Raw genomic sequence first — 2,667 nt, 5'->3', positions numbered from 1 at the left:
CGCCGAGCCCGGCACCGGCGTTTCCACCAATGCCACCACCGCCGATTTGTCTTCACCGTCCCCGCCGAAGGGAAGATTGATGGTGTTGCCATGCGACATGACTACGGTGTCGTCGGACCCCGGAAAAAAGATCGCGGTGGAGGTGTCGTTTGACAGCGTTGTGCGGTTAATTTAGCCAATTCACCTACCAGCTCGCCGGGTACGCGCCACCGGCCGAGAACTGCCGCAAGCTGGCCGCCAACGCCGCCGGTACCCGCGCGCGGATCCGAGTGCCGTCGCTGGTGTGCTCGGTGCGCTGCACCCGCCCGTCGGCGTGCACGCGCGACACCAGATCGCCACGGTCGTAAGGGATCACCACGTCGACGGCGGTGTCGGTGGGCGCGGCGAGCTCGGCCATCCGGTGGCGCAGAGCCTCGACGCCATCGCCGGTGCGGGCCGAGACGAACATCGCCCCGGGCAGCGCGCGGCGCAGCTTGGCCAGGCCTAAGTCGGTTGCGGCATCGGTCTTGTTGACAACGATCAGCTCCGGCGCCGGACCACTGTGATGGTCGCCAAAAACCTCGGAGACCACCTGGCGCACCGCGCTGATCTGGGCCAGCGGGTTGACATCGGAGCCGTCGACGACGTGCACCAGCAGATCGGCGTCGACCACTTCCTCCAGCGTCGAGCGGAACGCTTCGACCAACTGGGTCGGCAAGTGCCGCACGAAACCGACGGTGTCGCTGATGACGAACGCGCGTCCGTCGTCGAATTGTCCCCGGCGGGTGGTGGGTTCCAGGGTCGCGAACAGCGCGTCCTGAACCAGCACCCCGGCGCCGGTCAGCGCGTTCAGCAGGCTGGATTTGCCCGCGTTGGTGTATCCGACGATCGCGATCGACGGGGCCTCGCTGCTTCGCCGCCGGCTGCGCTGGGTATCGCGGACCTTCTTCATGTCACGGATGTCGCGGCGCAGCCGGGACATCCGCTCGCGGATGCGACGCCGGTCGGTCTCGATCTTGGTTTCACCGGGGCCACGCAGACCCACCCCGCCGCCGCTGCCGCCGGCTCGACCACCGGCCTGCCGCGACATCGACTCACCCCACCCACGTAGGCGCGGCAGCATGTACTCCATCTGCGCCAGCGACACCTGCGCCTTGCCTTCGGCGCTGGTGGCGTGCTGAGCGAAGATGTCGAGGATCAACGCGGTGCGGTCGATGACCTTGACCTTGACGGCTTTCTCCAGCGCGGTCAGCTGTGCGGGCGACAGTTCGCCGTCGCAGATGACCGTGTCGGCGCCGGTGGCCGAAACCACGTTGCGCAACTCGGCGGCCTTACCCGAGCCGATGTAGGTCGACGGGTCCGGCTTGGAGCGGCGCTGGACCATCCCCTCGAGCACCTGCGAGCCGGCGGTCTCGGCCAGCGCGGCCAACTCGGCGAGGCTGGCGTCGGCGTCGGCGGCGCTGCCGGCGGTCCACACGCCGACCAGCACCACCCGCTCGAGACGGAGTTGGCGGTATTCGACCTCGGAGACGTCGGTGAGTTCGGTGGACAGCCCGGCGACACGGCGTAGCGCTGCGCGGTCGTCGAGCGCGAGTTCGCCGGTGCTGGGGGTGCCGGGAAAGTCGGGATATGTCATAGGCAATTTCACATGGTGCCCGCAGAAAGGGCGACACGCATCCGGTTTAGCGTAGCGCGCTCCGCCACCATTCCTCGCTCAGTTCGCCATGGGCCACCAGCACCGACGGCCCGCGCAGGTAGCTGGTCGCTTCGGTGACGGTGACGACGACGTCGCCGCCGGGCACCCGTACCGTCAGGGTGCCGGTGGTGGCACCGCCGTGTGACAGCGCGGCAACCGCTGCGGCCACGGTTCCTGTTCCGCACGAACGAGTTTCACCCACTCCTCGCTCGTGCACCCGCATGCTCACCGCGCCGCCGTCCGGGGCGGTGAGAATCTCGACGTTGACTCCGTCGGGGAACTGCTCGTGATCGAAGCTCACCGGCGCCGCGACATCCAACTCCGCCAGCGCCTGAGCCGTCAGCGCGGAGTCGACGCAGGCCAGGTGCGGGTTGCCGACATCGACCGCCAGCCCGTTGAAGGTCCGGCCGCCGACCACGGCCTGCCCGGGCCCGAGTCGGTTGGCCTTGCCCATGTCGACCCGGACGTCGGCGTTGGTGGCGTCGACGTGGTGCATCACGACCGGCCGCGGGCCGGCCAGTGAGCCGACGACGAACTCGTCGCGGGTTTCCAGGCCGCTGGCCCGCAGGTAGTGCGCGAAGACCCGCACGCCGTTGCCGCACATCTGCGCGGTCGACCCGTCGGCGTTGCGGTAGTCCATGTACCAGTCGCACGCGTTCACGCCATCGGGAATCCGGTCGACGACGCCCGCCGCCAGCGCCGCCCCCGCAGTGGTGACACGCAGCACGCCGTCGGCGCCCAAGCCGCGGCGCCGGTCACACAGGGCCGACACCACGTCCGGGGTCAGCGCCAGCGCGGCGTCAAGATCATGCAGCACGACGAAGTCGTTCTGGGTGCCATGACCTTTGGCGAAAATCATGCGCGCCACTCCTCGATGCCGGCTACACCGGCAGCATCGTCGTTGGCGAAGCCGATCACCTGCTCAGGATACGTGGCGCCACGCCCGCACCGCCGCCTCGGCGTTGCCTTCGGCGCTGGCGTCGAGCCAATGA

2 protein-coding genes are annotated in these 2,667 nt (G+C 68.9%); both read right to left on the bottom strand.

What is annotated here, in order from left to right; genetic code table 11:
- Positions 1 to 184 precede the first annotated feature (184 nt).
- Positions 185 to 1,615 (bottom strand): GTPase HflX, encoded by a 1,431-nt coding sequence (gene hflX, locus ABDV69_RS13445; protein ID WP_343575103.1) that lies wholly within the window; start codon positions 1,613 to 1,615, stop codon positions 185 to 187.
- Between the two features lie 46 nt (positions 1,616 to 1,661).
- On the bottom strand, positions 1,662 to 2,534 hold the full coding sequence (gene dapF / locus ABDV69_RS13440) for a diaminopimelate epimerase (RefSeq protein ID WP_343575101.1): 873 nt from the start codon (positions 2,532 to 2,534) through the stop codon (positions 1,662 to 1,664).
- Positions 2,535 to 2,667: the final 133 nt, after the last annotated feature.

Source organism: Mycobacterium sp., from assembly GCF_039583785.1.
GTDB lineage: Bacteria > Actinomycetota > Actinomycetes > Mycobacteriales > Mycobacteriaceae > Mycobacterium.
The sequence above is the reverse complement of the archived record's forward strand: the minus strand, read 5'-3'. Positions and strand labels throughout refer to the sequence as shown.